Annotated in this window: 26 protein-coding genes; 17 read left to right on the top strand and 9 right to left on the bottom strand. The window is 43.6% G+C overall.

Translation table 11 applies throughout. The annotated features are described in order from the left end of the window. Window positions 1-15: 15 nt before the first annotated feature. From DIU38_RS09280 to DIU38_RS09250, 7 genes are all read right to left on the bottom strand, one after another. The gene (locus tag DIU38_RS09280; protein ID WP_112652487.1) at window positions 16-1,299 is read right to left on the bottom strand and encodes a relaxase/mobilization nuclease domain-containing protein; all 1,284 of its coding nucleotides are present in this window, start codon (window positions 1,297-1,299) and stop codon (window positions 16-18) included. Window positions 1,300-1,617: 318 nt separating this feature from the next. Further along, on the bottom strand, window positions 1,618-1,989 hold the full coding sequence (locus DIU38_RS09275) for a plasmid mobilization protein (protein ID WP_243770879.1): 372 nt from the start codon (window positions 1,987-1,989) through the stop codon (window positions 1,618-1,620). A gap of 209 nt (window positions 1,990-2,198) precedes the next feature. Further along, window positions 2,199-3,023 carry a hypothetical protein gene (locus DIU38_RS09270; RefSeq protein ID WP_112652488.1) on the bottom strand — a complete coding sequence of 275 codons (825 nt, stop codon included), beginning with the start codon at window positions 3,021-3,023 and terminating at the stop codon, window positions 2,199-2,201. Between the two features lie 893 nt (window positions 3,024-3,916). Then, the gene (locus DIU38_RS09265) at window positions 3,917-4,438 is read right to left on the bottom strand and encodes a MarR family winged helix-turn-helix transcriptional regulator (RefSeq protein WP_112652489.1); all 522 of its coding nucleotides are present in this window, start codon (window positions 4,436-4,438) and stop codon (window positions 3,917-3,919) included. Between the two features lie 55 nt (window positions 4,439-4,493). Then, complete coding sequence (locus DIU38_RS09260) at window positions 4,494-4,889, bottom strand: hypothetical protein (RefSeq protein ID WP_112652490.1); 396 nt, start codon at window positions 4,887-4,889, stop codon at window positions 4,494-4,496. Window positions 4,890-5,253: 364 nt separating this feature from the next. Beyond that, window positions 5,254-5,388: a YidH family protein gene (locus tag DIU38_RS33915; protein ID WP_167516127.1), complete on the bottom strand. Its 135-nt coding sequence runs from the start codon at window positions 5,386-5,388 to the stop codon at window positions 5,254-5,256. A 32-nt stretch (window positions 5,389-5,420) separates the two neighbouring features. Next, complete coding sequence (locus DIU38_RS09250) at window positions 5,421-5,876, bottom strand: MgtC/SapB family protein (protein WP_112652492.1); 456 nt, start codon at window positions 5,874-5,876, stop codon at window positions 5,421-5,423. Window positions 5,877-6,030: 154 nt separating this feature from the next. Between DIU38_RS09250 and DIU38_RS34840 the strand changes: the two genes are divergently transcribed. Then, a complete protein-coding gene (locus DIU38_RS34840) occupies window positions 6,031-6,345 on the top strand; it encodes a DUF6660 family protein (RefSeq protein ID WP_112652493.1) in 315 nt (104 codons plus the stop codon). 10 nt (window positions 6,346-6,355) lie between these two features. Here the strand turns inward: DIU38_RS34840 and DIU38_RS09245 are convergent, their stop codons facing one another. Next, window positions 6,356-6,574 (bottom strand): hypothetical protein, encoded by a 219-nt coding sequence (locus tag DIU38_RS09245; RefSeq protein ID WP_112652494.1) that lies wholly within the window; start codon window positions 6,572-6,574, stop codon window positions 6,356-6,358. Window positions 6,575-6,626: 52 nt separating this feature from the next. Between DIU38_RS09245 and DIU38_RS09240 the strand changes: the two genes are divergently transcribed. From DIU38_RS09240 to DIU38_RS09165, 16 genes are all read left to right on the top strand, one after another. Next, on the top strand, window positions 6,627-11,015 hold the full coding sequence (locus tag DIU38_RS09240) for a CusA/CzcA family heavy metal efflux RND transporter (RefSeq protein WP_112652495.1): 4,389 nt from the start codon (window positions 6,627-6,629) through the stop codon (window positions 11,013-11,015). Between the two features lie 8 nt (window positions 11,016-11,023). After that, on the top strand, window positions 11,024-12,226 hold the full coding sequence (locus DIU38_RS09235; RefSeq protein ID WP_112652496.1) for an efflux RND transporter periplasmic adaptor subunit: 1,203 nt from the start codon (window positions 11,024-11,026) through the stop codon (window positions 12,224-12,226). Window positions 12,227-12,240: 14 nt separating this feature from the next. Next, complete coding sequence (locus tag DIU38_RS09230) at window positions 12,241-14,361, top strand: heavy metal translocating P-type ATPase (RefSeq protein ID WP_112652497.1); 2,121 nt, start codon at window positions 12,241-12,243, stop codon at window positions 14,359-14,361. Window position 14,362: 1 nt separating this feature from the next. Next, the gene (locus DIU38_RS09225; RefSeq protein WP_112652498.1) at window positions 14,363-15,682 is read left to right on the top strand and encodes an Nramp family divalent metal transporter; all 1,320 of its coding nucleotides are present in this window, start codon (window positions 14,363-14,365) and stop codon (window positions 15,680-15,682) included. Window positions 15,683-15,741: 59 nt separating this feature from the next. Further along, window positions 15,742-16,359, top strand: a complete 618-nt coding sequence (locus tag DIU38_RS09220; RefSeq protein WP_146750381.1) for a hypothetical protein — start codon at window positions 15,742-15,744, stop codon at window positions 16,357-16,359. Beyond that, entirely contained in the window at window positions 16,356-17,087 is a 732-nt protein-coding gene (locus tag DIU38_RS09215) for a ZIP family metal transporter (RefSeq protein WP_112652500.1), read from the top strand. Before DIU38_RS09220 ends, DIU38_RS09215 begins: the two co-directional genes overlap by 4 nt. A 6-nt stretch (window positions 17,088-17,093) precedes the next feature. Further along, the gene (locus DIU38_RS09210; RefSeq protein WP_112652501.1) at window positions 17,094-17,273 is read left to right on the top strand and encodes a hypothetical protein; all 180 of its coding nucleotides are present in this window, start codon (window positions 17,094-17,096) and stop codon (window positions 17,271-17,273) included. Between the two features lie 2 nt (window positions 17,274-17,275). Beyond that, entirely contained in the window at window positions 17,276-17,884 is a 609-nt protein-coding gene (locus DIU38_RS09205) for a hypothetical protein (RefSeq protein WP_112652502.1), read from the top strand. Then, on the top strand, window positions 17,881-19,227 hold the full coding sequence (gene rseP / locus DIU38_RS09200; protein ID WP_112652503.1) for an RIP metalloprotease RseP: 1,347 nt from the start codon (window positions 17,881-17,883) through the stop codon (window positions 19,225-19,227). The genes DIU38_RS09205 and rseP overlap by 4 nt, the downstream gene beginning before the upstream one ends. After that, window positions 19,224-19,853 (top strand): HD domain-containing protein, encoded by a 630-nt coding sequence (locus tag DIU38_RS09195; RefSeq protein ID WP_112652504.1) that lies wholly within the window; start codon window positions 19,224-19,226, stop codon window positions 19,851-19,853. Before rseP ends, DIU38_RS09195 begins: the two co-directional genes overlap by 4 nt. Then, complete coding sequence (locus DIU38_RS09190) at window positions 19,834-20,448, top strand: hypothetical protein (RefSeq protein ID WP_112652505.1); 615 nt, start codon at window positions 19,834-19,836, stop codon at window positions 20,446-20,448. The genes DIU38_RS09195 and DIU38_RS09190 overlap by 20 nt, the downstream gene beginning before the upstream one ends. A gap of 98 nt (window positions 20,449-20,546) precedes the next feature. Continuing rightward, window positions 20,547-21,125 (top strand): hypothetical protein, encoded by a 579-nt coding sequence (locus DIU38_RS09185; protein ID WP_112683110.1) that lies wholly within the window; start codon window positions 20,547-20,549, stop codon window positions 21,123-21,125. Next, complete coding sequence (locus tag DIU38_RS09180) at window positions 21,125-21,814, top strand: DUF1345 domain-containing protein (RefSeq protein ID WP_167516126.1); 690 nt, start codon at window positions 21,125-21,127, stop codon at window positions 21,812-21,814. Before DIU38_RS09185 ends, DIU38_RS09180 begins: the two co-directional genes overlap by 1 nt. A 20-nt stretch (window positions 21,815-21,834) precedes the next feature. Further along, a complete protein-coding gene (locus DIU38_RS09175) occupies window positions 21,835-22,422 on the top strand; it encodes a D-sedoheptulose 7-phosphate isomerase (protein ID WP_208057542.1) in 588 nt (195 codons plus the stop codon). 44 nt (window positions 22,423-22,466) lie between these two features. After that, window positions 22,467-23,357 carry a bestrophin family protein gene (locus DIU38_RS09170; protein WP_112652507.1) on the top strand — a complete coding sequence of 297 codons (891 nt, stop codon included), beginning with the start codon at window positions 22,467-22,469 and terminating at the stop codon, window positions 23,355-23,357. 68 nt (window positions 23,358-23,425) lie between these two features. After that, a complete protein-coding gene (locus tag DIU38_RS09165; RefSeq protein WP_112652508.1) occupies window positions 23,426-23,674 on the top strand; it encodes a hypothetical protein in 249 nt (82 codons plus the stop codon). A 19-nt stretch (window positions 23,675-23,693) separates the two neighbouring features. On the opposite strand, the gene DIU38_RS09160 is transcribed toward DIU38_RS09165, so the two are convergent. Continuing rightward, window positions 23,694-24,452, bottom strand: a complete 759-nt coding sequence (locus DIU38_RS09160; protein WP_146752287.1) for a hypothetical protein — start codon at window positions 24,450-24,452, stop codon at window positions 23,694-23,696. Window positions 24,453-24,614: the final 162 nt, after the last annotated feature.

Raw genomic sequence — 24,614 nt, 5'->3', positions numbered from 1 at the left:
TGGGATTTTTTTGTCCTACCTGCTGTTGGTGCGCGGGTGTTTTTTGCGACGTCTGTTACGACCGTTAATGGCCTCGTCGTCGATGGACTCCGCGATGATTGGCGGAGGAATAAAGAGATGTTCGGGAGATAGTTCCGATTCAAGTTCACCGGAGGCATCAAACGCCTCAAGGGTACGGTGATAATCAGCAGGTTCAAGCAGCTGATCGAGGGGGATAAAAGCCCCGTCTTTATGATTTATGAGCAAATAGCGATTGTCGCGTTCGTAGATATCGATACCTACCTGATGGAGACCCTGCCTGATATCAGGGTAATTATTGGTAGCCACTTTGAGCATGGCCTTATAGTAGGTGCGGCGTCCTGGGTCGTCGTCCGCTAACTGGTACTTGACGGGTTCGGCTTGATCACGCTGATCATCCGGAGGATTGCTGATCATTGATAACAAGTTCTTTAAGGCTAATATTTCGCTGCCCTTGAATACATTTTTACCCGCATGGTCGATAACTGAATATCCATAAGGCGGCTGATCCCCTTTAGCGTGAAGAAGCAATATGAGGCCATGTTTGCTTTTCAGGTATTGCGTTAATGATGACAGATCATGTTGTTGTGTGTATTTATATAATATCGCCTTCAGCTGAGCTGTACGTTTTTTATCCGGCTCTGTACGCATATGGGCCAATACCTGCTGCGTGTTAACCTGCGCCTGAACTTTCCCATATTTGATGATATTAAGAAGCCCCTCATTCTCGCTGAATTTGTAACCCTGTGCTTCCAGGATCATCATAAATTGTGCTTTGGTCGAATAACTATAGCCCAATGCGCTTTCAATATCTGATTTCGCGTAAAGCACGGGGGCAATACCCACAACCTCATTGAGTTGTTGAATGGCGCGGTTCTTCTCAAAGCCGCTATTGATTTTTTTACCATTTTTATCAATCCTTGTCGATACTACATGAATATGGTTATTGTCGGTATCTTTATGAAAGACGATCAAATAAGGCTGGGCAGCATACCCCATTTTATCCAACCATTGTTCGGCAATGCCGGTTAATTCGTGTTTATTATGAAGTCGCCCCTCGGTTGAAATCGTCACATGAAATTGTGGTTTAGATACCGCCTTATTGGTAGCAGAAACCATTTTCAGGTAATTGATATAATCTTCGGGGCGCAGGTTCGTCAGGCCTTGCAATGCCCCGAAATTCCGAACGGCCATCAATTCACCTTTATTCCTATCCATTTTACTGGTGTTATAATCAACACCGGGAAAAGAGGCTGCTGAAGACAATATCTTAACGATCATAGTTAGCTTGTTTACCCCTGGAGAGCTGGCTATATCGTACCGGGATCATTAAGAACCAGAGATAAAAGATCCGGATACAAAGTTTCCAGATACGGGATTGATCATATCTGGTTACAAAGTGAATGATCTCCAGCTACATCATATCTCTGCTTTTATCTCCAGGTAAATTCAAGCCGGGTACAAGATACCCCGGTATTTTGTAGCCTGATACCTTTAAACTTTGTCTCTGGATAGCCAGATACATTGTGCCGGTGTATCGGGATACATTGGCGATTGTCTCCAGGTAAAATCCACCTGAGTATTTTATCCCCGGATATATTATCGCGCGATGCGGATCAGTTTCCGAAAGGTGGTTTCCAATGTTTCTATCCGTTTTAGATAATCCGTAAAAAGCCGGTTGAACTCATTGATAACCGAAGGATTTAACCGACCGGCTTTATTGAGCGTATTGGCATGACGCGCCAATTGATTGATATTATTACCACAACGGCCTAACTCAGTTCCAATAGCATCAATTTCTTCAATCAATGCTTTTGCATTGACAATAACTTCCTTTGTTTTCTGTAAAACGCGACCGCGTATCAAATCGGTCTTATTGATGCCCAGGGTTTCTTCCCATAGAAGAATCATACGGTATTCTTCTTCTGTAAAGCGGACATCGATTTTTTTTGATCTTTTACCATCGGCCATTGGTGGCCGTCCCCCGAGTTTCAGCTGTGCCTTCATAAGAGGAATTGAGTTGCGAAATTCCGATACTCCCCGCTCTTTCACGCAGAGAGGAACGAACGAAGTGAATGGCCGGGCAAGATTCTGAGTGTCTGGCAAAATACCGGAGGTTTTTGTCGGACACGAAGACATCTTGCAAGGATAAAAACCAAATTGTATCCAGATACAATATATTAGTAAACAAGATGATTGTTCGCATAAGGCAATGCCCTGGCGAAGTTATTTGCTGCTTCAACACCAACGGCAGTTGCTGAAAAGTATAGCCCGATCTCGGGAAATGAGGTTGCCATCCTGATGGCCTCGTTAAGGCCTTCATTTGTGTTTAGGATCACTGCCGAGTGATTTACTGAGCTATTTTCTTTCTTCCAAATCAGGTAGCGGAATTGATTTTCAAAAACGACAAGCCTTCGAAGGTCATTTTTAAGAATGGTGATTCCTACTTTTCCGATGCAACCGTTAAAGTGTTTGCTGATGACCTGCCAGCCATATTTTGAGTTCTGACATGCGGCTGCGCAAAAATCCTTTTTATTGCCATAAAAATCGACAGTATAGTAATACAGCTCCTTAAAAGATTGCCTGGCTGTCTCAAACAGGCCATTTTGGTTAAGGAAATTGGTTATCAGGTCGTTCGTACCTAAATCCTTAATATCTTCAATAACATAATTGGGGATTTTTACGGGAACTTGAATACGGGGACGTTTGACCTTTGTAGCATCTTGCTGTAGCAGGGCAATTTTATGATTTGCGGCCTGTTCGTCTACATGCCACCAGTGCTTGACCAGATCAACCAGCGTACCGCCTTTTTTATAATGTTGATCGTACCATACTTCCAATTGATCATCACAAGCTATTTTTATACTTGCGCCAGCCAATTGTGACCAATTTTCATAGATTACAATTCGGCCACAGGTTTCAACCTGCCTAAATCCGGCATATTTGAGGATTTGGGATATAGAAATACCTGGCCCTGCTGATGAGAGTTCATGCAGTTCATTCATGGTAATGATTATTAATTGCGTAATTGTTATTTCAGAAAGGCTGTGGATCGGAATAATTGTTGAGTAACTCAAGCCACAGCGAACGATAAAGTTGGTTCGATCCTAAATGATATATGTCGAACGACCTTATTTGTACCGGCAGCGGTAACGAACCCGAAAATTCATTTCTACCGGTATTTTTTCGGGATTACTCACGTCGTGTTCTACAACACGGTCTTTAAACTGCCCAGGCGTTTTCGGATTATTGCGGCTTTACGCGCACCTTCGCCTGATTTCCGGTTAGTGGCCGGATAATGCTTCATCCCCATACGTCAAAGAACTGCGGACAGTGCCGTCAGTGCTATCTGCGGTTGGCAGATAGGAGCTTCGTTTGCTGGATGCGACAATGGCATTCAGCGAAGCCCAATCAATTTTCGATGGAGATTTCAGCTACCCTACAAGGTTATGATGCCGAATATTAATTCGACCGTCGCCATTGCAGGCTACTGTTTAGGGAAGTTGCTTGAGAAAGGTTAACTGGTTAAAGTGGATGAACTACACCGCAGATAACGAACACTTTCCAAAACAACGAAACCTCACTTCCAGCTCCATGGAGCCAAAAGTGAGGTTAACGGGAAGGTGCATATCAGGAGCTTTCAGGTACTACCTATAAATATTTTTATCTGGATATAAAGTTTCGGGAGCCTTATTTAAATAAAATCCGGATACAACGGGAATTGTAATTACCGGATTATTCCACTGACTAAATCAGTAGTTAATGTGCGGTTAAAGATTTTATCGCCAGGGGACAGACTAAATCGCAAAGAGGATTTATGATACAGTAAACTATCTCTGAGTTTCCTAAATTGAATAAAACAAAAAGGGCTGAATTTTTATCCAGCCCTTTGATTCATTTATACTAAATTATTATTTAACCTGACCAGCAAACCTTCAAATTGAAGGATCTGGTCAGTTGTCATCCCTTTATAAAGCGTTTCATTTACTTTATCTATGGCTGCCTGAACTAATGGCTGCATTGCCAGACCTTTTTTGGTAAGGAAAACGAAATGCTCCCGACGGTCTGCCGGGTTTAAAGTGGTATAGGTATAACCCTTTGTGTTGAGTGCATCGATGATAACCGCTATACGAGATTTATCCAGCTCAAGAAGTTCCGCAATCATTTTTTGTGTTTGCGGTTGAGTGGCTGATGATAGTATAGTAATGATGTCGATCAAATACTCCCCAGGTTTACCAGGTATTTCTTTTAGAACGGATTGTGCGTAGCGGTTCTTTAATTTACGCAGTTGTTTAGAAATCATCAATTGCATACCTTGAATTGGTTGATTAATTTTTCCCCTGATTGATTGACTACCTATAGACATAGATGACTCAAAAATGCGAGTACCAGTTAAAGCCATAGGTGCATTTCCCAGCATCAGATTGTTTTAGGTAAGATTTTTGGAAGGATGCATTGGCAACCTTATAGGTTGATCAGATACGGATCGTACAGAGCGAGAGAAATAATTGACGAGTCCCTAAAGCAGAAAAAAAACAATCTGGTGATTGTGTTAGGAACTGTTTTAATTGCGCAATGATCAGAAAGGCCTTAAACTTATGAAGTAAGACAAAAGGGAGGCTATGAGCCAGTTTGCGATCTTCGAAAACGGATTTATCGAGGCGCTTGACCAGGCTATTAGATGGTAAAATACCGCTGACCTGTTCTTGCTTTCTTTTAAATATGGAATTGCCTTTTACAGTTTTGGTATGGAATACTGGCTGATGCTGTAAAGGAAGCAGGAAAATATGCGTGATTGCGACTAACGAATAGATTAATGTCAGCGCAAGCACAGAGAAGAATTTGCCACGAATTGTATTCTTATATTTCATTGTCTTCCGGTAGCAGAACAAACATCATAAAAATTTGCGATTCGTAGCAAATTTTTATTGGAGGTTAAATTAAGCAAACTCGGTTTAGGCTCATAAAATGAATGCAATTGCGAACATTACAAGTTTGACAAGAGGTAATATAACAAAACTATGGAGGCGGCAAAAAGAAGCGCGGTCAGCAGAAATAAAAGCCTGGAGTTGGGATAAAATTTGCCATTCAACAATTGCTGTTCAATCCTTTGATAACGCAGGTAACCGATCAACGCGGTTATCGCCCCAATTGCAACCATAGAAATTCCGATAATTACCGAAAAACCTCTGGAAGGAGCTGGCATCTTGTCATTTACAACAATGGTGAGTTGCTTTAAAAAAGCGAAAATTTGACCACCACAAACCCGAAACCCATAAGGGCAATACTTGTACGTATCCAGGCTAAAAAGGTACGCTCATTGGCCAAATGGTCACTGGCATTGATCTTTTGTTGATTATCTGTTGTCATACATCATAATTAGATCGAATGAACAACTGTTATTATTCTTCCTTGCGTTCATTTTCATGTAATGATCTCTTCCAATTAACGTACCATTTATGATGATGAAGAGCCAGCAGAAAGTACAATAAGGCAGCCGTACCTATAGCAATCAAAAATTCATTCAGGCCAAGCGTAACACCAACGGCGGCGGTACACCAGGTTGTCGCCGCAGTTGTTAATCCCTGTGAACCTTTGCCGGACGCATCTCGGGAGATAATACCGGCACCAAGAAAACCAACTCCAACAACGATATTGGCAACAATACGGGAGGCTGCGGCAGTATCGCCAAGATGGGCAGCAATCGACGTAAATATAGCGGCACCGACACAAACGGCAGCGTAAGTACGGATACCAGCATCGCGGCCATGTTTTTCACGGTCGTACCCGATGACCGCTCCAAGGATTGCCGCCATAAAAATCTTGCCTAAAATGATCAGTTCCGCCTGATAGGTCATGGAGAAGTGTTAAAAGATGTTAAAAATGTAACAAGATCTATAGGGTAAAGTCTTATAAACAAACCGTATAAATAGTTGTTACGTATTTGGTTATGACAATAGTCAAACTTATTAATTATATTTTTAAAAACTGTTTTAATATCTTTGCATCGAAATGAAATGGATGTGCTTCATATTTGCGATCTTTTTTCTTGCCCTGGACTTAGAGCCATGCAAGGATAAGGTCGGTGCTGCGCCTGATTCTTTCGTTTCAACTATTTTCACAAAACATCATCAATCTAAGACTACTCAGGATCAATGCCCGCCGATGTGCCATTGTAGCTGCTGCAATATGCAGGTAGTAATACAAGGTAAAATGGTCTTCAGGCCAGTTACAGGCAAGTATACACCTATTACTGTTTACATGATCCCGGAAAAGCCGGTTACCCGACCAGCTAATATTTGGCAACCGCCCAAGCTAAACGCATAAACATTTCGAGTTAGCCGCTTGCGTCATGACTGACGTATTCCTGCGGCAAGTTTATTTTTTTATGTTTTACTTGTACCGGTATGGCAACAAACAGGTTAACACCTGCTAAGCGTACCTCTGTAACCAACAAAAATAAAAAGAAGAAAAAATCCCGTAAGCCACTATGGATGCGCATTATCCGCACCATATCGCTAATCATCGTTACTATTGTTTTGTTACTGGCGATCATAGGGATGATACAGAGGTACTGTCATATCTTATCCAAGCATTAGATTAATTTTATGCTGAATAAGATCATTCATTTTTCCATCAACAATAAATTGGTGATTGGGTTATTTACGCTCGGGCTGATTGCCTGGGGTATCTGGTCACTCAAAAAATTACCCATAGATGCCGTTCCTGATATTACTAATAATCAGGTTCAGGTTATTACATTGAGCCCCTCCCTGGCGACCCAAGAGGTTGAAAGGCTTATTTCCTATCCGGTCGAACAAACGATGGCCACCATTCCTGAGATTGAACAGGTGCGTTCTATCTCTCGTTTCGGTCTCTCGGTGGTGACTATTGTATTCCACGATGATGTGGATATCTATTGGGCACGCCAGCAGGTTAACGAAAAACTTGCAGAGGCCAAGAACAATATTCCGGCCGGTTTAGGCAACCCTGAAATTTCTCCTATTTCAACCGGTCTTGGCGAGATCTATCAATATGTGATTCACGCCAAACCGGGATATGAAACTAAATATAACGCCCGTGAGCTGCGGAGCATCCAGGATTGGATCGTTCGTCGGCAGCTATTAGGCACACCTGGTATTGCCGAGGTAAATAGCTTTGGCGGCCTATTAAAACAATATGAGATCGCGCTTGATCCCGATAAACTGCGCAGCTTCAACCTCAGCATTACCAATGTATTTGATGCCCTGGAGCAGAATAACCAAAATACCGGTGGCGCTTATATAGATAAAAAGCCCAATGCCTACTTTATCAGGAGCGAAGGTTTGGTAGGATCTACCGATGATATCGGCAAAATCGTCGTGAAGAACAATACGGACGGTACACCGGTTCTGATCCGAGATATCTCGGTTGTTAAAATTGGCAATTCTATCCGCTATGGTGCGCTTACCCGCGCTTCTAAAGAGAACAGTGGTGAGGCGGTTGGCGGTATCGTGATGATGTTAAAGGGCGCTAATGCTAATAACGTTGTAAAAGCGGTGAAAGAAAAGATCGCCCGCATCAATACCTCATTACCGCAGGGCGTAGTTGTAGAATCATTCCTTGACCGTAGTGCCCTGGTAGGAAGAGCTATAGGTACAGTAGAAAAGAACCTGATCGAGGGTGCGCTTATTGTAATCTTCGTGTTGGTTATCTTCCTGGGTAATCTTCGGGCCGGTTTGGTAGTTGCCTCGGTAATCCCGTTAGCGATGCTTTTCGCCATCTGTATGATGAACCTTTTCGGGGTATCCGGTAACCTGATGTCCCTTGGAGCGATAGATTTTGGTTTGATCGTGGATGGCGCTGTGATTATCGTGGAAGCTACGATGCATTTGCTTTATGCTAAAGAACGCGCAAAAGCTTATACGCAACAGGAGATGAATGACCAGGTAGAAACGTCGGCTGTGCGTATGATGAGTGCTGCAGCATTTGGGCAGATCATTATCCTGATTGTATATTTTCCAATATTGGCCCTGGTAGGTATAGAAGGTAAAATGTTCCGGCCGATGGCTGAAACCGTTGCGTTTGCCATTATTGGTGCATTCCTTTTGTCTTTGACCTATGTGCCAATGATTTCATCGATGTTCCTGAGTAAAAAACCAAAAAAAGGCAAGAACTTCTCAGACAAAATGATGGACGCGGTGCATAAACGCTACGAGCCGATGATCAAAGGTGCCTTAAATCACCGCATGCCGATCATCATCGTTTCTGTTGTACTATTGGCCGCAGCAGTGTTCACGTTTACCCGCATGGGCGGTGAGTTCATCCCAACGCTGGAAGAAGGCGATTTCGCCGTTGAAACGCGATTGCTGACCGGCAGTTCCCTTTCCCAAACTATTGATAAGGTAAACCAGGCCTCACAAATACTGGTAAAAAAATTCCCTGAAGTAAAAGAAGTGATCGGTAAGATCGGCGCAGCAGAGATTCCCACTGACCCGATGCCGATGGACGCATGTGATTTGACGGTGATCCTGAAAGATAAAAAAGAATGGACCACCACCCAGGATCGCGAAGAACTGGCCAACCTGATGGCCAAGGAACTGGAGAGCGTACCAGGTGTAACCTTCGGATTTTCCCAGCCCATCCAGCTTCGTTCCAATGAGCTAATCTCCGGCGTAAGGCAGGATATTGGTATCAAAATATTTGGTGACGACCTGCAAACATTAGCCGAGCTATCACAAAAGGTAGGAAAAATTGTGAGCAGCGTTTCAGGTGCCAAGGACTTATATATTGAGCAGGCTACAGGTCTTCCGCAGATCGTTGTGAAAATTGACAGGGATAAAGTGGCCCAATACGGTCTGAGTGTGTCAACCGTTAACCAGGCCATTAATGCCGCGTTTGCCGGTCAATCCGCAGGGCTTGTTTACGAGGGTGAGCGCCGTTACGATATGGTCGTGCGCCTTTCGGATCAGAACCGTCAGAATATTGATGACGTGAAGAACCTTTATGTAACAGCGCCAAACGGCAACCAGGTACCACTGGAACAATTGGCCAGTGTGCAGTTCCAGGTTGGCCCTAACCAGATCCAGCGTGAGGATACAAAACGTCGTATCGTAGTAGGCCTTAATGTACGTGGCCGTGATATCCAATCTGTAGTAACTGAAATACAGGCCAAGATCAATCAACAGATAAAAATGCCTGCCGGTTATTATGTTACCTATGGGGGGCAGTTTGAAAACCTGAAAGAAGCGACTGCAAGATTAAGCGTTGCAGTACCGGTGGCCTTGCTGCTCATCTTGCTATTATTGTACTTCTCATTTGGCTCAATCAAGCAATCCGTCCTGATCTTCTCTGCAATTCCTATGGCAGCGATTGGCGGTGTATTTGCCTTGCTGCTACGCGGTATGCCTTTCAGTATATCAGCTGGTGTGGGCTTCATCGCACTATTCGGTGTCGCGGTATTGAATGGCATCGTATTGATCACTGAGTTTAACAGGTTAAAGAAAAGCGGGCTGACGGATCTCAAAAAAATCGTGCTTGAAGGTACTGCAGAACGGCTTCGTCCGGTACTGATGACAGCAACGGTTGCCTCGCTGGGCTTTATGCCGATGGCAATTTCATCTGCCGCCGGGGCTGAGGTGCAAAAACCGCTGGCAACCGTAGTGATCGGTGGTTTGATCACTTCAACCATCTTAACTTTAATTGTATTACCCGTGTTATATACTTATTTCGAGAATTTCGGAAAAAAACGTAAAGCTGGCAAAACCGCAAAGGTTGTAGCCTCACTATTGTTGCTATTAGGATTTTGCCTGCCTTCAGCCAAAGCACAAAACCGTCCTGCCCCCGGACAACCGCTTACGCTGGAGCAGGCTATTTCAACTGCATCTGCCAATAACTTTGGTGTGAAGGCCTCACAACTGGAGATCAGCCAGCAAACGGCGCTGAAAGGTAGTTCCGTTGACCTGGGCAAAACCAATTTCAACCTCCAATACGGTCAGTTCAACAGTATCAAGCGGGATAATCAGATCAATATCACGCAAAGCATCCCTTTCCCCGGTTTGTTTAAAAGCCAGCGCCAGGTTTATGAGGCGCAGGAGCAAAACGCGAGGATCGGCCTGAATGTTACCCAGTCACAATTGCGTTACCAGGTACGTCAGGCCTTCGGGCAACTCGCTTATTTTACGGCACTGAGCGACCTTTATTTGCGGCAGGATTCGATTTATAACGAGTTCTTCCGCGCCGCTTCGGTACGTTTTAAAGCAGGTGAAAGCAATTTACTGGAAAAGACCACCGCGGAAACCCAGCTGAATGAGGTACGTAACCAACGCAGCAAGAATAGCGGTGACATCGCCGCAGCAAGTGCAGAACTGCAACGGTTAATGAATACGAGCGATTCCGTATCGCTGGTAAGCGGTTCGCTGAAAAGGGCGAGCGCTGAGTTTAAACATTTGGACAGTGCCATTAACCAAAATCCCCAACTGGCGTATCAGCGCCAGCAGGTAATCTTAGCAGACCGTACGATCAGCCTGGAGAAAGCGAAATCCGGGCCGGATTTTACCGTAGGCTATTTCAACCAGTCGATCATGGGTATTCAAAATGTTAACGGAACTGATCAAAATTTCACCGGTGCCAACCGCTTCCAGGGCATTCAGGCAGGAGTTTCAATTCCTTTGTTCTTTAAACCTTTTGCAGCACGCGTAAAAGCGGCCCGCATTCAAAAGGAGGTATCGCAGACGCAACTGCAACTGTATGAGAAAAACCTCTCCAGCCAATATGAGCAGTCTTACCACCAGTTACTGAAAAGTGACCGTTCGGTATCCTACTATGAAAGCAGCGCCTTGCCCAATGCAGAGCTGATCCTCAAACAGGCACAGATTGCCTTCCGAAACGGGGAGATCAGTTATGTGGAATTTGTGCAGGCGCTGAAAACGGCATCGGACATTCGCTTGGCTTACTTACAAGCCCTTAATCAATACAATCAATCTGTTTACGACTTGCAATACCTGACCGGTTTATAATAAAAGAAATGAAAAAGCAACTAATAATAAAATTTTCGGGCCTGATGATCATCGTTTCACTGGCCTTATCAATGAGTAGCTGCGGTGGTGGTGGCAATAAAGAAACTGCTGCTACGACAGATACTACGAAAAAGAAGGAAGAAAGCAATGTCGCTGAAATTAGCGACGCGCAGTATAGTACATTGGGCGTAAAACTGGAAGCAGTGAGCCAGAAAGCATTAAGCGGTGTTTTGAAAGTTAACGGATTTATCGACGTACCACCGCAGGATTTGGTAAGTATCAGCACGCAAATGGGGGGTATTGTAAAATCGATTCCAGTTCTTCAGGGAACCGTGGTTAAAAAAGGTCAAGTGATCGCCATACTGGAAAACCAGGACTATGTTCAATTGCAACAAGATTACCTGGACAGTAAAAGCCAGCACGATCTTAATTCAGCCGAATATAAGCGGCAACAAACCCTTGCCTCGCAGAATGTTACGGCGACCAAGATTTTACAACAGGCTAAAGCCAGCTATGAGAGTTCAATGGCTCGTGAAGCGGCCTTACGCCAACGGTTGCGCCTGATCAATATAGATCCGGATAAACTAACACCGGCAGGTATACGGAGTACAGTAAACATTTATGCACCGATAGGCGGCTATGTGACTAAGGTAAATACCAACGTAGGTAAATTTGTTAATCCCAATGATATCATGCTGGAAATTGTTAACAGCAATAACCTGCACGTGGAATTAAACGTTTTTGAACGGGATGCCGAAAAAGTAAAAACCGGGCAAACCGTTCGCTTTACTTTAACCAACGACTCAACAGAGCGTCAGGCAATAGTTTCACTTGTAGGTAAAGAGATCAATAATGACAAAACCATACGGATTCACAGTATTGCAAAAGGGAGCTTTAACTTCCTGCCGGGAACTTACGTAAAGGCATTTATTGAAACCGGAAAAAACGCGACCCCTGCACTTCCGGAAACTGCTGTAGTAAATTTTGAAGGAAAGCAATATGTATTTGTGAGTACAGGAACAACCAATGAAAAACGTAAGGATGGTGATACCAAAGTATACCGATTTAAAATGACGCCGGTTACTACCGGTGTGAATGAAGGAGGTTATATCGCGGTGCAGTTGCCAGCCGACATGACAGCTAATAGCCAAATAGTTACAAAAGGTGCTTATGACCTTTTGAGTAAGCTTAAAAATAGCGAAGAAGAATAAAATCCTAAAAAACGATGAAAAAACAGGAAAGCAAAAATGCGGCCCAGCGAAATGGCCACAAGCACGAAACTCCGAGGGTAGATATCAGTCGGCCAGAGGATAAAGAGGAAAAAAAGGGTCATAAGCATAACGAGAAAGACCATGAACATGAAGAAGGCCATGATCATGAACATGGTGGTGTTTTTGGAAAAAACACCGAGCTGATCTTCGCGATCCTTTGCGGTGTGGCGCTGGGTACAGGCTGGGGATTACATTTCATTAAGAGCCTGCCGGATTGGATAAGTCTTTCCTGTTACATCATCGCGTATTTCTTCGGCGGATATTTTACAGCTAAAGAAGCTGTAGAAACCGTATTGAACGGTGGCTTTGAGATTGATTTCCTGATGCTGGTGGCAGCAGTCGGTGCTGCAATTCTTGGTTCCTGGCTGGAAGGCGCATTACTTCTCTTTTTATTTAGCCTGGGCCATTCATTGGAACATTATGCCATGGGCAAAGCCCGGAAATCCATAGAAGCGCTCACCAGTTTGGCACCGCCAACCGCCCTTGTTATCAAAGACGGGAAACAAACCGAAATTCTTATAGGAGACCTGCAATTGGGCGAGATCATTTTGATCAAACCGAACAGCAAAATCCCAGCCGATGGTGTCGTAATCAAAGGTGAAGGCAGCGTTAACCAGGCACCGATCACCGGAGAAAGCGTGCCGGTAGAAAAGCGTCCAGTGAGTGATGCTGATAAAGATTACAGTTCAGAGAAATCAATCAAACCAGAGTACCGCGTATTCGCCGGCACCATCAATGGTGGTTCAGCATTAGAGGTAAAAGTGATCCGTGAAGCAAAGGATTCAACCATCAGTCGCCTGGTAAAAATGGTGAATGAGGCGGAAAAGCAGAAATCCCCTACTCAGTTGTTCACAGATAAGTTCGAGAAATATTTTGTTCCTGCTGTATTGGTACTGGTAACAGCCTTGTGTTTTGCTTTCCTGGTCATCGATGAACCTTTCAGCAAAAGCTTTTACCGGGCTATGTCTGTGCTCGTTGCAGCGAGTCCCTGCGCTTTGGCAATTAGTACGCCAAGTGCCGTGTTAAGCGGAGTAGCCCGTGCCGCGCGCGGAGGGGTGTTGATCAAAGGCGGACGTCCGCTGGAAGATTTGGGAGAACTGCAAGCCATCGCGTTCGATAAAACAGGTACGCTGACCGAAGGGAAACCCAAACTTACGCAGGTCATTCCTTTTGAAGGGGCCACAGAAGAAGAACTTCTGGAAACTGCTATCGCGGTGGAGCGCCTGAGTGATCACCCCCTGGCCGAGGCAATCGTTAAGGGCGGTATGGAGCGGCTTAAGAAAAACCACAAGATTCCAGATGCCAGCAGTGTAAAAGGTATCGTTGGCAAAGGTGTTCAGGCAAAGGTCGGCAATCATGAAGTATTGATCGGTAATCTGGCCCTATTCGGAAAAACGATGCCCGAGGAATTGATGAAGCAGGTTGAAGTACTGGAAAAAGGTGGTAATACTACCATGACGGTAAAATCTGGCAAAGAGTTCCTGGGAATTATCGCATTGATGGATACCCCGAGAAAAGAAGCCAAAAATGTGATCAGCCAATTAAAAGAACTGGGCATTAAAAAAATGGTGATGCTAACCGGTGATAACCAGCAGGTGGCAGAGGCCGTTGCTAAAGAAGTTGGGGTAACCAATGCCTGGGGTAACCTGATGCCGGAAGATAAGGTTGCAGCTGTTCAAAAACTCGATAAATCAGAGAAAAAAGTGGCGATGGTTGGTGACGGCGTTAATGATGCTCCGGCCATGGCTAAAAGTACGGTGGGCATAGCAATGGGTGCAGCAGGTTCTGATGTAGCATTGGAAACCGCAGATATTGCTTTAATGGGTGACAAACTCGAAAGCCTGCCATTCGCGATTGGCCTTAGCCGTAAATCAAGGGGTATTATAAAGCAAAACCTGTGTATCAGTCTGGGTATGGTCGCTGTACTGATTCCGCTGACCATATTAGGAATTGCATCCATCGGCCCGGCGGTTGTTGCCCATGAGGGATCTACACTCCTGGTAGTTTTTAACGCTCTTCGCTTGCTGGCTTACGATAGTGGTCATAATAATTCGGCAAAAGGAAAAAAGAAATAAGATGTTTAAAAAGATAAGGAAGTTTTTTGGAGCACTGGGGCCAGGTATCGTGACCGGGGCAAGTGATGACGACCCTTCGGGAATAGCTACCTATTCGCAGGCCGGTGCAAAATATGGTTTAACAACCTTATGGACTGTCGTCATTACTTTTCCTCTGATGGCAGCGATCCAGGAAATGTGCGCCAGGATCGGTCTGATTACTTCCTCGGGTTTGACCACAACACTAAAGGCTCATTATGGTAAGCCGGTTTTGTACCTGATGGTGATTTTTAGTGTACCTGCGATAATCCTAAACATCGGAGCGGATATTGCCGCAATGGGTGCTGTAGCAAATTTGCTTGTCCCATCGGTGCCTGCCATTTATTTCAGTATTCTCTTTACTGGTCTTCTGCTCTTTTTTATCGTTTATCTGCCATACCAAAAGTTCGTTGCAGTATTAAAATACCTGTGCCTTACACTGCTGCTTTACATCGCGGTGCCTTTTTTTACAAAACCAGATTGGTGGCAAGTGCTAAAACAAACGATTATACCTACGTTTCGGTGGGACAAGGATTTTATCGGCGTGCTGGTTGCGATACTGGGCACTACTATTTCCCCTTATCTCTTTTTCTGGCAGACGGCAATGGAGGCCGAGGACGTAAAAACTGTAAAACGGCAATTGATCGTCAACAAACGAAGGCTAACGCTGAGTGATGCCCATCCTGATAATGGTGTGAAGCGGGAGCGAAAATTACTTGGTTTGCTTATCCAAAAAATGAGCATCGATGTAAATCTCGGTATGTTCTTATCCAACCTGATTATGTTTTTCACGATCCTGGCAACAGGTACCGCGCTTTATTCGCATGGGGTAAGAAATATTGATACCGTTGAACAAGCCGCTAAAGCATTAGCGCCCGTTGCCGGAAGGCTGTCGTATCTGTTATTTGCAGTAGGTATCATCGGAACCGGTTTTCTTGCTATTCCTGTCTTAAGCGGATCGCTTTCTTATATCGTCACGGAAACTTTCGGTTTAAAAGGCAGTCTTGACAAGAAATTTCATCAGGCAAAAGCCTTTTATGTGATACTGATCATTTCGGTATTGTTGGGACTGGGTATTAATTATTTCGGCATCAACCCGGTAGATGCCTTGCTTTACACAGCAATTCTTTACGGTGTCACCTGCCCTGTAATTATTGGTATAGTAATGCATATTGCCAATAACAAAAACATTATGGGCGAGTACACCAATAAAACATTGTCCAATATTTTGGGAACACTTTGTTTGCTGGTGATGACGGTGGGCGCTTTTTTTTTGATTTACCTTGAATTTTTTAGCAAATGAAGTTCAGTAAATATAATTCAAGAACATTTCAGATCGTTTGCTTGGCTACCATCGGGGCTATGAGCTGTTTTTTAATTTCTGTGCTTTTTACGGTTTTCCATGTAAACCTCGGGGCAGTAAACGGCTGGCTCGAAAAAACAGTACAGCAAATCAGATGGCAGCAAGTTCGGAATATGGCACCCCTTTTTATTAATACGCCCTATTGGATTCCATATTGGTGTGCAGTTATACTGATGTTCCTATACAAAGAGCGCGTACGGTTTATGTTTTGGTTAAACAGGTTTTCCTTATTTGGAATGCTGCTCACGGCAGTTTTGCTTTTGTTTAACCAGGCTTTGCGTTGGTTCTGGCCAGCACTTTGCGGCAGGTCGATCAACTTTGTGCATCCCAAACCCTATGAAAGTTGTCAAATTCTCTTTGTTAGCGGGGCTGTCGTAACGGGTATGTGCCTGTTGGCTTATTTCTGCTTACGTAAACGGCATTGGATGGTAAAGGTGATGCTGACCCTTTGCAGCCTTGGGCTTAACCTGGCCGCCATAATGGAAAAAAAGTTTTTCCCGTTACAAATAATAATTGCTTTAGCAATTGCCGCTGGCGCAGCGGGTATTACCTACGTCAGGGTTACCCTGGCCAGTGAAGAACAGTTTCCGGAATTATATAAGTATATAAAATTATGAACCAATTAGAAAAAGAGATCCTGTTTACCTTAATCCCTGTTGTCCTCCTGATCGCGGGCGGAATACTGGGCATCTTCCGTACAGCCAGCAGCGCCTTTAAAAGTATGACGTTGCATTTCGCGGCAGGTGTAGTTTTCTCGGTCGTAGCTGTAGAGTTGCTGCCGGATATGATCAAGATACATGACCCTTTGCTGATTGTGGTTGGGTTCGTATTTGGTATTGCATCGATGCTGATCGTCAAGCAGGTAACTGAAAAAATGGAAGAAGCGGCTGTTGACAAAGATAAGCCGGGAAAACTACCATGGGCAGCGCTTAGCGCAATTGGTATCGACTTGCTCATCGATGGAATTTTACTGGGCATAGGATTCGCTGCCGGACAAAAAGAAGGAACGTTGCTGGCATTCGCGCTGGCGCTGGAATGTTTTTCATTAGGTATCGCAGTCATTAGTACTATACGATCATCGGAAGTAAGTCGGGGAAAAATGTACCAGGTATTGATAGGCCTCGGAATTGTATTCTTGATTGGAGCTGTAGCCGGATTATTCTTATTACATAATGCGCCTGATCAGGTGATGGAATTTATCCTTTCGTTCGGAGCTGCGGCACTAATGTATTTGGTGACCGAGGAACTTTTGGTTGAAGCGCATGAGGAAAAGGATTCGCCTGTTTATACAGCATTGTTTTTTGCCGGGTTCCTGATCTTTCTGATTCTGGGCATAATCTTATAAAAACTTATGGAACAAGATCAATCAAAAAACGAGCAAACACCACTTAGAGACCTGGAGCCTGAAGTAAAAGCGAAGGTGCTGGAGATCGAGGCTAATTTGAAAGAAGACGACATCCCTGAAGGAAGTACCAGGGAGAAAGAGGCTGTAAAACAAGCTCAACAGTGGTTTTTAGATTTGGAGGGGTAAATATGGATTTTCCGTTTAAAGTAACCCAGGAAGCTGGTACCTACCAATTCCTGCATATTAAAGTCAACCCGGATAACCGGACTATAACGGATAGTAACCTGCAATTGCAGGTTTACCTGACGCTGGCGCGCAAACTTTCACTGGGGCTGAACTGCTATGCCCTGGTTCCTTATTCACCAATCATTGTTGAGTTATGGCCCCAATCTGTCAAGGTGAGTTACCGGTACCGGTTATTGGTGGATGATTTCAATGGAATGGGTATCGACCGAGGGTTTCAACCGGTTAATAATAACACACCTGAAATGGCCCTTGTTGCCCTCAAAGATCTGAAGACCCTCCGTAGTATTTCGGAAGATAGCTTGGGTGAGTATGCCTCCGAGGTATCCATCTTCCTGTTACACCCGGGACGCTTATTAGCGCTGACTAATTTGTTACGGGCAGAGGTGGCACCTTTCATGCCGCGATTCCTTCAAAATAATGAATTATTCATCCATTTAACCTGCGGTAAGGCACAAGGCTATTACGATGGAATTTTGATCCGGTCGTTAACCGATGTGAGCCAGCAAATTAATGGAGCAATTCAATTAACACAAACTGGCAATCTCCTATGAGCATCCTGATCATGATCACGCAATTTCTGGCTGGGCTGAGCCTGCTCGTCTTCATCCACGAGCTGGGGCATTTTCTTGCGGCCAGAGCTTTCGGTATCAGGATCAAAAAGTTTTACCTTTTCTTCGATGCTTTCGATAAGCGATTGTATCGATACAATTATAAGGGAACGGAGTTTGGTATAGGCTGGCTGCCTTTTGGCGGTTACGTTCGGATGGCCGGAAGTCTTACAGCCGTGGATGAGGATGAGGCCGATGAAGATGCGGAGGTTCCACAAGGTCAGCTGTATGGAGATAAACCAGTTTGGCAGCGCCTGATCGTTATGTCTGCCGGCATCGCAATGAACCTCTGTCTGGCGCTGATTATTTACTGCGGGATTTTTCTTTATTATGGCCGGAACCAGGTCACTGCTATTGGCCGGGATTTAATCATACTTCCCGGTGAGTTAGGGTTACAGGCCGGTTTACAGCCAGGCGATGAAGTTACATCGATCAATGCCGACTCTTCTCTATATGAAGACGAGTTGCTGAGTACACACCTGATGAGAGGTAATACTGTTTTATCCATTGTCCGTCATAAAGGCAAGGAAAAAATACACATGCACGTTGCCGTCTCGCCAAAGATCATGCAGCTTGTCGCAGATAAAGGGTTAACTCAATTTTTTTCGATAAAAGCAGGATTTCAGGTAGATTCTATTTACACGAACATCGATCTGCGCCACAATCAGACTTTTAAAAAATCGCATATCGTCGCTCTTAATGGGGATTACGTACAATCATATAATGATTTTATCATTCGATTAAAGGAGAATAAACAGCGGCAGCTTTATCTGACGGTTATTCATGACGGCAAAACCAGCACTATGCTGGCCCATCAGGAAAAAGACGGCCATATCGGCTTTAGCGTGGATAACAAACTGCCTCTGGTAAAACCCCAAAGGATTACATTAAGTCAATCCCTCTCCGCAGGGACTAATAAAGTTTGGAACACCATATCTGAAAACTCCAGCGGATTAAGCCAACTGGTATCAGGTGAGGTAAAAGCCAACGAAGGACTTGTAGGACCCGTACGTATCGCCACACTTTTCAGCGGAAATTTTGAACCCAAAAGGTTTTGGGAGCTTGTAGCACTTCTTTCCACTGCGCTTGCACTGTTCAATGTAATTCCGCTACCACCGATGGACGGCGGGATCTTGTTATTACTCATTTACGAGGGATTTACCCGTAAACCTGTCAGCCGGACATTTTGGGCCTTTTTCTCCCTCAGCGGATTAGTGATAATCCTTTTATTATCCGGCTATGTACTTTTTAATGACATCCGCACACTAAACACAATGCATCCATGAATGAACTCATCAAAAAAACTGAAGAATATATAATCAATCTTTTAGGACAAAAGCTGGCTGTCGGCATGGTCTATCATAATCTCGATCATACCCAGCTGATGGTAGCTGCAGTGAATGATCTATGCACCGAAATGCACCTCAATGAATGGGAACAGGAAATATTAATGGTTTCGGCCTGGTTTCATGATAGCGGATATTGTTATACCTATCAGGGGCATGAAGCAATTAGCATGACAATTGCCGGTGATTTTCTGCGGAGTATGGGCAAAAAAGATTTGTTCATTAACCCAGTTAATGAATGTATACGGGCCACACAGATGCCACAAGAGCCTAAAACCCATTTCCAGGCGATTATGTGTGATGCAGACATGCGTCATCTGGCACTCCCTGATTTTGCGATTCATTCTGAACGCCTCCGAGTGGAATGGGCGAATGTATTAGATAAAGAATATAGCAATTCGGATTGGGTTCGTCAAAATCTGCAATTCTTGAGCGATCATACCTATTTTACCGCTCACGCGAAGAAGCATTGGGAACCTGTAAAACAAAGGAATATCAGTCAATTAAAATCATGGCTTACAGACCAGGTACAAAACGACTTTTCCGATGGAGATCAATCAAATTAAATCAAGCAACGTTTGCCAAACTGTATTAATGTTCCTCCTCATTGTGTTTTTAGAAGTCCATCCTTTGCTGGCGCAACCCCTAACGTCCAAAAAAGCATTGCCGGACTACCTGACACAAATTCAGCGAACAGCAGATTCGGTGCTGAAATTTTCACCTAACAACGCACGTAGCTACTACTTTAAAATCACCAGATCCATTTATGACCGGGCTTTAAAGATTACGATGACGGAATCGGCAATACAGAGCGGTACAGGAAATTCAGGATTTACGCGAGCTATGGTTCAATTACAATACCAGCTTCGGGCGGATCTTTTTCCTTCGTCCTGCAAACAAACTGTCACCCCAATACCCGATTTGTTTCAGCGGACCGTTGATGCTGCAATGCGAAATTTTAGTAGGTATCAGCAACCCAAAGGTTTGGATCGGGAAAGATTGTACCTGTGGGTGATGATTCAGGTATTTGAAAACTTGAACCAGATCAATGCCGGTTTTTTGCAGGTAGGTCTCTCAACTAAAGAAAAAGACCAGGTATGGCAGCGTCTAAAGATGCAGCAGCAAATGATCGTACAGTTGAAATCAAAATATGAAAGATAATACCACCGTCAATGGTAACACATACGTTTAGACCCCAGGCAGATCCCCGGAACCCCATAGCCAGGCTATGGGGCGGGGTAAGCCCATTTATTTTGCTCGTGTTCCTTGGCTTTTCTTTAAATGCCCAGGCGCAAGCCAATGATCATACAAAATATCCCGCAAAACATCAATCAGCAGATACTTTACGGGAAGAACGTTTCCGTATTTCCTATGCTTTAAATGCATTTCCGGTTAGAACAACAATGAAGTCTGACGGCCGCCTATCGTGGATTAATTACGGCTTGCAGTTCGGCGTTTCTGTGCGGTTACACCGGGAATGGTTTTTGCAAGCAGAAGCTGCAAAGAATTTCGGGACGAATAATACATATTATAGGCAGTACGGTCTGCATTTAGCCTATGATATTCATAACAAGCGAGCGCCTGATGCATTGATTTTAACACCATACCTGGGTGTCAATTTCTTCAGATTCCATCAGCCTGCTAAAGCATTAAAAGGAAGCTCTAATTACCTGATTGGCGGTTTGAATTATAACCTGTCATTAAGCAACCGCTTATCCCTTTATGCTTCTACCGGCCTTAGCGATCTTAAATTGCAAGGAGACCAATTATTATACCCTACCAATCTTTCAGCGGCCATCGGGATGACGATTAAATTATTACCACATCAATTAAAATAATGACCAAACCAATAAAATTAAATATTACCCGGCTCGATGCCCACCACAAATTATATGTAGCGCTGACTTTGGCAGCAATATGCTGGATTGCTATTCGTGGGGCAGTATCCATCTCGAACCAGTACTTATTAACCTGGCTGACATATTCGCTGGTATCACTGACACTTTCTGCGTTGACGATCTTTAAAGTTCACCCGTCTACCATGCACCATGATGCACATGCCCAGGATTCGAGTAAAACCCTCGTTTTCCTATTTGCCATATTTGCATCTGTAGCGAGTTTATTTGCCATTGTATTATTATTAAAAAATGGTACAGAGAACGATCTGCGACAACTAACCTTTCATGTGCTTTTGTCATTAGCCTGCGTTGTTACTTCGTGGATATTAGTTCACACCATTTTTACTTTTCGTTATGCCCACTTTTACTACTGTGATGTAGAAGATGGTTCGGACAACAAAGCATTTAAGCCAGGAGGTTTAGAGTTTCCGAATGAGCCAAAACCTGATTATCTGGATTTTGCCTATTTCTCTTTTGTGATCGGTATGACCTTCCAGGTATCTGATGTACAAGTAACTTCCCGGCGTATTCGCCGGCTTGCCCTTTTGCACGGGTTACTGGCATTTTCCTTTAACACAATTATTGTAGCGCTGAGTATTAATGTTATCGCAGGCATTGTTCAAAAATAACCACCAAATAAAGCTTACTTATGGAAAATCACCAACACATGAAGGCCGAAATTCAGGAACACCTGGAGGCGGCTGGAACGCTAAAAAATCCTGAGTTTTTAAATAAGCTTGAAAAAGCTGCGGAATTGATTATTGAAACCATTAAGAACGGAAAAAAATTACTGCTCTTTGGTAATGGAGGTAGCGCAAGCGATGCACAACATATCGCGGCTGAATTCACGGGACGCTATGTAAAAGAGCGGCGGGGTTTACCTGCAATCGCTTTGACTACCGATACATCAGCTCTAACCGCGATAGGCAATGATTATGGTTTCCCGGCAGTTTTCTCCAGGCAAGTTGAAGCACTGGCGCAGCCCGGTGATTTAGTGATAGGAATTTCAACAAGCGGGAATAGCGAGAATGTTGTTTCTGGTTTATTAGAAGCCAAGAACCGGGGATGCCGCTTGATAGGTCTTTCGGGTGCCAACGGTGGCATGATATCCGTTGTTTGTGATATTACCTTAAATGTAAATAGCGATATTACTGCCAGGGTACAGGAGATGCATATATTGATCGGTCATCTTTTATGCAGCGCTGTTGACCGGACATTTGCTTCGGGTGAAAAATAATTATTGTTAAATTACTTTCAATTTAATTAAAACTTTAATCTACCATGCTATTAAAAAAAAGAATCTCGATCACCTATTTTTTGAACCTGATCAAATATGACATCATTGCTGTTGCCGCTTATGCGATTTTGGCTGGCACGTTCGATCATTACTGGTTATTGAAAGAAGTTTCTATTCCACTGGCCGTCTCTGCCTTTGTGGGAACCTTATTATCATTGCTACTTGCATTCCGTACGTCTCAATCATATCAGTTATGGTGGGAAGCGAGAATAATATGGGGAGGTATAGTAAATGATAGCCGCACACTGATCAGGCAGGCAAAACAATTTTTTCCTAAAACCAAAGATGGTGAAGAATTGGTGGCAAAACTTGCAGAGCAACAAATATTATGGTGTTTTGCACTGACTGAAAATCTTCGGAAAGTCCCCTTTACCGGACCAGTGGCTGAATATGTAACGGTTAACCAGGTTAAAACGAATAACCTGCCAAATCATTTGCTGGATAAACATGCTGATTTGTTGGCTAATGCATCTGAAAAGTTCAACATTAATGCCAATAAGCAAGTTCAAATTGATTCGACCATAGCACGACTATGTGATGGAATGGGTAAATGTGAAAGACTTAAAAATACTGTTTTCCCGAGATCCTATAGCGTAATGATCCATTTTCTAATTTATGTGCTCATGACTTTGCTTCCATTCGGACTTGAGGATAAATCAAAATTTATAGAGATCTGTCTCACTTTTGCCATTCCAGTATTATTCATTGCCATCGAACGTACTGCGATCCTTATGCAGGACCCTTTTGAAAATAAACCGACCGATACCCCAATGACAACGTTGAGCAGAACTATTGAGGGCAATTTGCGGGAAATGATTGGACAACCCGCTGCTTCTGTTCAACCGTCACAGCCGGAAATTTATTACATCATGTAATACAAATATTTCCTGAAATTTAATTCGAAACCATTGATTTCTACTGGGAGAACCTTGGCTTATCGTTAATGAGAAAAAAGAAAAGGAAAAGAATAAAAACTTATAATGAGTCAAAAAAATTAGGTGAGCAACATGGCCTGACCATAAGAAGGATCAAAAAGAAAAAGTCTAAAGATCCATTATGGCAAAGGATAACAGTTTGTTTTTTGGTAACTATCCTTCTGCTATTTTTAATTTTAAAAATATATGGGAGTTTAAAAGCATCTTTAAGATTTCGGGACCAACTTAGAAAGTTGGATAACTTACAAAATAAATAATAGTTAAAATCACTGAATATCAATCGCAAATAGGTTTGATAGCGGTATTTTTTTGAAAGTGATCTACAGCTGCTTGCAACCGCTTGTATGTATCCCGGAGTTTCCCTGCATAATTATTAAAGACGGTAGCATATCCTTCATGGCTCGCTCGCCATTGCATATAGATTACCGAAATTACGCTGATAGCAGCCATGAGGTCATTAACCTGAGTGTCTTGTGAGGGAGCAGTTTGAAAATATTGGTTCAAAGCTGTCGTGTTCGGTATGATCAGATTGTTATATATTAATGTAGTATTTTGAGGATTTTGAGCCGAAATCAATAGCCAAGCTGCAGCATTATCACGTAGTTGATTTTCCAGGGTTTGACGTTGTTGACTCTTAATTGTTAGTTCACTGAATAATGCAGTTGTATTTTTTGTGAGCGTCATGAATGCGGTATTCCAGTCATTCATAAGGTTATTTGCTTTCGCATAGTGCTCTTGATATTTTGCTTCAATCTCGGGGCCAAGCCTGTGGAGATAATCCAGATTACTTGTTAGATAAAACAATTGTTCATTATTACTGGCCTCTTCGCCGGTACTATTATAAATAAAAGCTTTCACAAGTTGATGAATATCAATTGCTGCTAACTTATCAGTGTTCAACGACAAAAATCCAAAGGCTTCCGCAGCAAGACGTTCGGATGCAATTAGTCGTGCCGACAAGTCAGCACAAGATAAAGCAAAGGCTTCGACTGGAGCTGAGAAGTTGGGTACCCAAGTATAGAATAAGGCTTTCAATTGTCGATATTGTCGTCTCCGTTCTAAGTTAAGTTTGAACCAAGTCGCAAATATGCCCAGCCCAAAGACAAACAAGGTTACGCATGCGGGTATAAGGTACTTGAGCACATTATCACTTAGTAAGGGTTCGGAGTGTTGTGTTTGTATCGCTAAGGTCATTAC

It is taken from the genome of Mucilaginibacter metallidurans (assembly GCF_003286435.2).
Classification (GTDB): domain Bacteria; phylum Bacteroidota; class Bacteroidia; order Sphingobacteriales; family Sphingobacteriaceae; genus Mucilaginibacter; species Mucilaginibacter gossypii.
Note: the sequence above shows the minus strand (reverse complement) of the source record. Positions and strands in the feature narration are given on the sequence as shown.

Coding starts and splice junctions, on each gene's coding strand:
- DIU38_RS09165 (WP_112652508.1), top strand. CDS start 23,426: ATGAGAAAAAAGAAAAGGAAAAGAATAAAAACTTATAATGAGTCAAAA.
- rseP (WP_112652503.1), top strand. CDS start 17,881: ATGAGCATCCTGATCATGATCACGCAATTTCTGGCTGGGCTGAGCCTG.
- DIU38_RS09240 (WP_112652495.1), top strand. CDS start 6,627: ATGCTGAATAAGATCATTCATTTTTCCATCAACAATAAATTGGTGATT.
- DIU38_RS09180 (WP_167516126.1), top strand. CDS start 21,125: ATGACCAAACCAATAAAATTAAATATTACCCGGCTCGATGCCCACCAC.
- DIU38_RS09235 (WP_112652496.1), top strand. CDS start 11,024: ATGAAAAAGCAACTAATAATAAAATTTTCGGGCCTGATGATCATCGTT.
- DIU38_RS09265 (WP_112652489.1), bottom strand. CDS start 4,438: ATGCTGGGAAATGCACCTATGGCTTTAACTGGTACTCGCATTTTTGAG.
- DIU38_RS09225 (WP_112652498.1), top strand. CDS start 14,363: ATGTTTAAAAAGATAAGGAAGTTTTTTGGAGCACTGGGGCCAGGTATC.
- DIU38_RS09190 (WP_112652505.1), top strand. CDS start 19,834: ATGGAGATCAATCAAATTAAATCAAGCAACGTTTGCCAAACTGTATTA.
- DIU38_RS09195 (WP_112652504.1), top strand. CDS start 19,224: ATGAATGAACTCATCAAAAAAACTGAAGAATATATAATCAATCTTTTA.
- DIU38_RS09230 (WP_112652497.1), top strand. CDS start 12,241: ATGAAAAAACAGGAAAGCAAAAATGCGGCCCAGCGAAATGGCCACAAG.
- DIU38_RS09270 (WP_112652488.1), bottom strand. CDS start 3,023: ATGAATGAACTGCATGAACTCTCATCAGCAGGGCCAGGTATTTCTATA.
- DIU38_RS09250 (WP_112652492.1), bottom strand. CDS start 5,876: ATGACCTATCAGGCGGAACTGATCATTTTAGGCAAGATTTTTATGGCG.
- DIU38_RS09210 (WP_112652501.1), top strand. CDS start 17,094: ATGGAACAAGATCAATCAAAAAACGAGCAAACACCACTTAGAGACCTG.
- DIU38_RS09215 (WP_112652500.1), top strand. CDS start 16,356: ATGAACCAATTAGAAAAAGAGATCCTGTTTACCTTAATCCCTGTTGTC.
- DIU38_RS09260 (WP_112652490.1), bottom strand. CDS start 4,889: ATGAAATATAAGAATACAATTCGTGGCAAATTCTTCTCTGTGCTTGCG.
- DIU38_RS09280 (WP_112652487.1), bottom strand. CDS start 1,299: ATGATCGTTAAGATATTGTCTTCAGCAGCCTCTTTTCCCGGTGTTGAT.
- DIU38_RS34840 (WP_112652493.1), top strand. CDS start 6,031: ATGAAATGGATGTGCTTCATATTTGCGATCTTTTTTCTTGCCCTGGAC.
- DIU38_RS33915 (WP_167516127.1), bottom strand. CDS start 5,388: ATGACAACAGATAATCAACAAAAGATCAATGCCAGTGACCATTTGGCC.
- DIU38_RS09175 (WP_208057542.1), top strand. CDS start 21,835: ATGGAAAATCACCAACACATGAAGGCCGAAATTCAGGAACACCTGGAG.
- DIU38_RS09220 (WP_146750381.1), top strand. CDS start 15,742: ATGAGCTGTTTTTTAATTTCTGTGCTTTTTACGGTTTTCCATGTAAAC.
- DIU38_RS09205 (WP_112652502.1), top strand. CDS start 17,276: ATGGATTTTCCGTTTAAAGTAACCCAGGAAGCTGGTACCTACCAATTC.
- DIU38_RS09275 (WP_243770879.1), bottom strand. CDS start 1,989: ATGGCCGATGGTAAAAGATCAAAAAAAATCGATGTCCGCTTTACAGAA.
- DIU38_RS09245 (WP_112652494.1), bottom strand. CDS start 6,574: ATGATCGCCAGTAACAAAACAATAGTAACGATGATTAGCGATATGGTG.
- DIU38_RS09170 (WP_112652507.1), top strand. CDS start 22,467: ATGCTATTAAAAAAAAGAATCTCGATCACCTATTTTTTGAACCTGATC.